Origin of the sequence: Mesorhizobium sp. M8A.F.Ca.ET.021.01.1.1 (genome assembly GCF_003998025.1) — a bacterium.
Classification (GTDB): Bacteria; Pseudomonadota; Alphaproteobacteria; order Rhizobiales; family Rhizobiaceae; genus Mesorhizobium.
This window is the reverse complement of record NZ_RZSJ01000474.1, coordinates 1-4,961: the sequence shown is the minus strand read 5'-3', so window position 1 is coordinate 4,961 and position 4,961 is coordinate 1. Positions and strand designations below refer to the sequence as shown.

The window sequence follows — 4,961 nt, the reverse complement described above, 5'->3', positions numbered from 1 at the left end:
TCTCGAACGCGTTTCCCGCCGCGGCCAGATGGGCGATACCGTCAAGGTCAAGGACGGTTTTGCCCGCAATTTCCTGCTGCCGCAGGGCAAGGCGCTGCGCGCCAACGAAGCCAACAAGAAGAAGTTCGAGGGCCAGCGCGCCCAACTCGAAGCCCGCAACCTTGAACGCAAGTCGGAAGCGGCCCAGGTCGCCGAAAAGCTTGACGGCAAGAGCTTCATCGCGGTGCGTTCGGCCGGCGAGACCGGCCAGCTCTACGGTTCGGTGTCGACCCGCGACATCGCCGACCTGCTGACCGCGGAGGGCTTCACGGTCAACCGCAACCAGATCCAGCTCAACCAGCCGATCAAGACCATCGGCCTCACCAATGTGGCGATCGCGCTGCATCCGGAAGTCGAAGTCACCATCACGCTCAACATCGCCCGCACGGCCGACGAGGCCGAACGCCAGGCCAAGGGCGAGACGCTGACCACCGCCGAAGCCATTTACGGCGACGACATCAACGACAATGCGCGGCCGGAAAACTTCTTCGATCCGAATGCCGAGTTCGAAGGCGGCGAAGACAACGCCTGATCGCACAGGTCCTCGGACCACCGCTCTCCAGCCATTCTGGACCAATGCCCGGGCCTCTCGCCCGGGCATTTTTGTGCCAAAAGGAACTTTTCGAAACCCTATATATTGATGCAGAGTAGGACAGCCTGTCTGACCGTGAGGGGACATTGGACATGAATATTCTGTTGAAGCGCGTTCTCGACCGCCTGGTGCGCACGGGCAATCTGAAGGTAACCGGGCCGAAGGGTTCGACATTCATCTTCGGCGACGGCAGCGGCGAGCCGGTGCATATGCACATCAAGACCCGCCATGCCGAGCGCGCCATCTCCTTCGATCCGATGCTGGCGGTGCCTGAATCCTATATGGACGGCGAGTTGGACATTCTTGAAGGCGGCGTGCTTGGGCTGATGCGCATTGCCTTCCAGAACATGGGCAGCGGCGGCATCGACGCGACCTGGTCGAAAGCCATCGAGGGCCTGCGCCACGCCTTCCGCCGCCTGCAACAGATCAACACCGCCTCGCGCTCGCGCCGCAACGTGCAGCGGCACTACGACCTGTCAGGTGAACTCTACCGGCTCTTCCTCGATGAGGACATGCAGTATTCCTGCGCCTATTTCGAGCAACCGGACATGACGCTGGAAGAGGCGCAGGCAGCCAAGAAGCGCCATATCGCCGCCAAGCTCCGGCTGAAGGCGGGGCAGACGGTGCTCGACATCGGCTCCGGCTGGGGCGGGCTCGGCCTCTATCTCGCCAAGGCTTTCGACGTCGACGTGCAGGGTGTGACGCTGTCGACCGAACAGCATGGCGTCGCCACGGACCGGGCGCATGCGCAAGGGCTGGAAAACCACGTCCATTTCGAACTGAAGGATTATCGCGAGCTCAACGAACGCTTCGACCGCATCGTCTCGGTCGGCATGTTCGAGCATGTCGGCGTCAACCATTACCGAACCTTCTTCGACAAGGCGGCAACATTGCTGAAGCCTGATGGTGTCATGCTTCTGCACACGATCGGCCGCTCCGGCGTGCCGTGGGCGACCAGCGCCTTCATCCGCAAGTATATTTTCCCGGGTGGCTATATTCCGGCGATGTCCGAGGTGCTGCCGGCGATCGAAAAGTCCGGCCTCGTGGTCACCGACGTCGAAATCCTGCGGCTCCACTATGCCGACACGCTGAAGCACTGGGGCCAGCGCTTCGCCGCCAACCGCGACAAGGCCAAGGCGATCTATGACGAACGCTTCTGCCGCATGTGGGAGTTCTATCTGGCCGCCTCGGAGGCTGCCTTCCGTTGGCAGGACCTGGTGATTTTCCAGTTCCAGATCACCAAGAAGAACGACACGTTGCCGATGACGCGCGACTACATGGCCAAATGCGAAAAGGCACTGGAAATGCGCGACATGGGTCGCCGCGAGGCGGCTCCAGTCGAGAAGCCCGTCAAGCCGGCCCGGCGCCGCAAGGTGGCGGAATAGGAACGGCGCTGCAGAACGCATTATTGGCGCTTGCCATTGCAGGCTCCTGCCCCGAAAAAGGCCTCGTGAATCGTCGCGAGGCCTTTTTCATGACCTATCTCCTCTATGCCGCCGCAGCGCTGGCCGAGATCGCCGGCTGTTTTTCGGTATGGGCCTGGTGGCGGCTGGAAAAATCGCCTTTGTGGCTGGCGCCGGGCTTTGTCTCGCTGCTTGTCTTCGCCTGGCTCCTGGCACTGGTCGACACCAATGCAGCAGGGCGAGCCTATGCCGCTTACGGCGGCATCTACATCGTAGCCTCGCTGGCCTGGCTCTGGCTGGTGGAAGGCGTGCGGCCCGACCGCTGGGATCTTGGCGGTGCGGCACTCTGCGTGGCAGGTGCCTCGATCATCCTGCTCGTGCCGCGAGGAGCATAGCGTGGAGTTGCCGGCCCCTCTTCGACAGGCTGTCGATCGCATTTTGGAAAAAGTACCGCTGCCGGACCTGAAGCAGGCGGCAAAGACGCTCTCCAACCGTTACCGCGCCGAACTGCGCGACGGCCGCCTGCACATGGCGCAGGACATGGCGGTCAGGGCCTATCTGGCGACGCGGCTGCCGGCGACCTATGCCGCGGTCCGCGCCAGCCTCGATGCGCTCGCCGAAGCCCGGCCGGATTTCACGCCGAAAACCTTGCTCGATGTCGGCGCCGGCCCTGGTACGGTGCTTTGGGCCACCAGCGACCTCTGGCCTGAACTGGAACTGGCCACGTTGCTGGAGGCGAGTGCCGCGGTGCGCAAAATCGGCGAGACACTTGCCGCCGATGCGATCGCGGCCCGGACCATCTGGCAGGCCGGCGATGTCACGACAGACCTTGCCGACCTCCAGCCCGCGGACCTCGTCACATGCGCCTATGTGCTGGACGAGATCGTGCCGGCATCCCTGGCCAAAATGATCGACCGGCTATGGCACCTCACGACCGACACGGTGCTGATTATCGAGCCGGGCACGCCGGCGGGCTGGCAGCGAATTCTGGCGGTGCGCCAGCAATTGATCGCCGCCGGCGCGCATGTGCTGGCGCCTTGTCCGCACGAAGCGCCCTGCCCGCTCAACCCGCCCGACTGGTGCCATTTTTCCCGCCGCGTCGCCCGCTCGCGCCTGCACCGGCTGGCCAAGGACGCCGATGTGCCATGGGAGGACGAGAAATTCATCTATGTCGCCGCTTCGCGCCAGCCGGCTGTCTCCCGCGCCGCACGGGTGATCGCGCCGCCGAAGTCAGGGTCCGGCAAGGTGTCGCTGAAACTCTGCGAAGCAGACGGCAGCGCCGGCGAAAAGCTCTTCACCAAACGCGACGGCGACGCCTTCAAGGTGGCGCGGCGGCTGGACTGGGGCGATGCGCTGGCACGAGGATGAAACGAACGCGACGGCTCCGCAATCCGGTGCCAATCGCTCCACTTTCCTGTTTTGTTCTCCTTCGAGAAACGCTAAACTCGCAACTCTCGATTCGAGTCAATTGCGATTCTTTCCACGGAAAAATTTTGGCTGTGAATCGCGAGTATCAAAGCCGCTTCGACACGGGCTGTTGCAGATAAGTCAGCACCGACTTGTCCAGTTCTGATATCGAAAGGGCGGGATCGAAATTGGGGACATCATGGCAGAGGCAGCGCGAAAATTCGGCGTGGCGGAGCAACCGCTCTATCGCGAATCGCCCAACAACATCGAGGCCGAGCAGGCGCTGCTTGGCGCCATCCTGGTCAACAACGATGCCTTCTACCGGGTGTCCGATTTCCTGAAGTCCGGTCATTTCCATGAACCCCTGCACCGCAAGATCTTCGACGTCGCGGCCGAATTGATCCGCATGGGCAAGGCGGCGACGCCGATCACGCTGAAGACCTTCCTGCCGGCCGACGAAAAGGTCGGCGACATGACGGTGGCGCAATATGTCGTGCGGCTGGCGGTGGAAGCCGTCACCGTCGTCAACGCCACCGATTACGGCCGCGCCATCTATGACCTGGCGACGCGCCGGGCGCTGATCACGGTCGGCGAGGACATGGTCAACATCGCCTATGACGCACCTGTCGACATGTCGCCTTCCGAACAGATCGAGGACGCCGAGCGCCGCCTGTTCGAACTGGCTGAAACCGGGCGCTATGACGGCGGCTTCGAGAGCTTCACCGACGCGGTCAAGACCGCGGTCGACATGGCCAACGCCGCCTATATGCGCGACGGCGGTCTGTCGGGCCTCGCCACCGGCATGCGCGATCTCGACCGCCGCATGGGCGGCCTGCAGCCCTCCGACCTGATCGTGCTTGCCGGCCGTCCGGGCATGGGCAAGACATCGCTCGCCACCAACATCGCCTTCAACGTCGCCGAGGCCTATGTGCCGGCACAACAGGCCGACGGCTCGTTCAAGGCGGCCAATGGCGGTGTCGTCGGGTTCTTCTCGCTCGAAATGTCGTCCGAACAGCTCGCGACCCGTATCATTTCCGAACAGACGGAAATCTCTTCCTCGAAGATCCGCCGCGGCGAAATCAGCGAAATGGATTTCGAAAAGCTGGTCGCCTGTTCGCAGACCATGCAGAAGATCCCGCTGTTCATCGACCAGACCGGTGGTATTTCCATTGCTCAGTTGTCTGCCCGCGCGCGCCGCCTGAAGCGCCAGCGTGGCCTCGACCTGATCGTCATCGACTATATCCAGCTGATGCAGGGCTCATCCGCCAAATCCTCGCAGAACCGCGTGCAGGAAATCACCGAGATCACCACGGGCCTGAAAGCGCTGGCCAAGGAACTGACCGTGCCGATCATCGCGCTGTCGCAGCTCTCGCGTCAGGTCGAAAGCCGCGACGACAAGCGCCCGCAGCTCTCCGACCTGCGCGAATCCGGTTCGATCGAGCAGGACGCCGACGTCGTCATCTTCGTCTACCGCGAAGAATATTACCTCAAGAACCGCGAGCCGAAGCTCGGCACCGAGG

General features: G+C 62.8%; 5 protein-coding genes. All 5 read left to right on the top strand.

From position 1 onward, the window contains the following. On the top strand, window positions 1–571 hold a 571-nt coding region (gene rplI / locus EOA36_RS27470), incomplete at its 5' end, for a 50S ribosomal protein L9 (RefSeq protein WP_127280226.1). Window positions 572–723: 152 nt separating this feature from the next. Further along, window positions 724–2,016: a cyclopropane-fatty-acyl-phospholipid synthase family protein gene (locus EOA36_RS27465; RefSeq protein ID WP_127280225.1), complete on the top strand. Its 1,293-nt coding sequence runs from the start codon at window positions 724–726 to the stop codon at window positions 2,014–2,016. Window positions 2,017–2,105: 89 nt separating this feature from the next. After that, entirely contained in the window at window positions 2,106–2,429 is a 324-nt protein-coding gene (locus EOA36_RS27460; protein ID WP_127280224.1) for a YnfA family protein, read from the top strand. Between the two features lies 1 nt (window position 2,430). Beyond that, complete coding sequence (locus EOA36_RS27455; protein ID WP_127280223.1) at window positions 2,431–3,402, top strand: small ribosomal subunit Rsm22 family protein; 972 nt, start codon at window positions 2,431–2,433, stop codon at window positions 3,400–3,402. Between the two features lie 238 nt (window positions 3,403–3,640). Then, window positions 3,641–4,961 (top strand): replicative DNA helicase (locus EOA36_RS27450; protein ID WP_127280222.1); only part of this gene is annotated, 1,321 nt, incomplete at its 3' end.

Coding starts and splice junctions, on each gene's coding strand:
- EOA36_RS27465 (WP_127280225.1), top strand. CDS start 724: ATGAATATTCTGTTGAAGCGCGTTCTCGACCGCCTGGTGCGCACGGGC.
- EOA36_RS27460 (WP_127280224.1), top strand. CDS start 2,106: ATGACCTATCTCCTCTATGCCGCCGCAGCGCTGGCCGAGATCGCCGGC.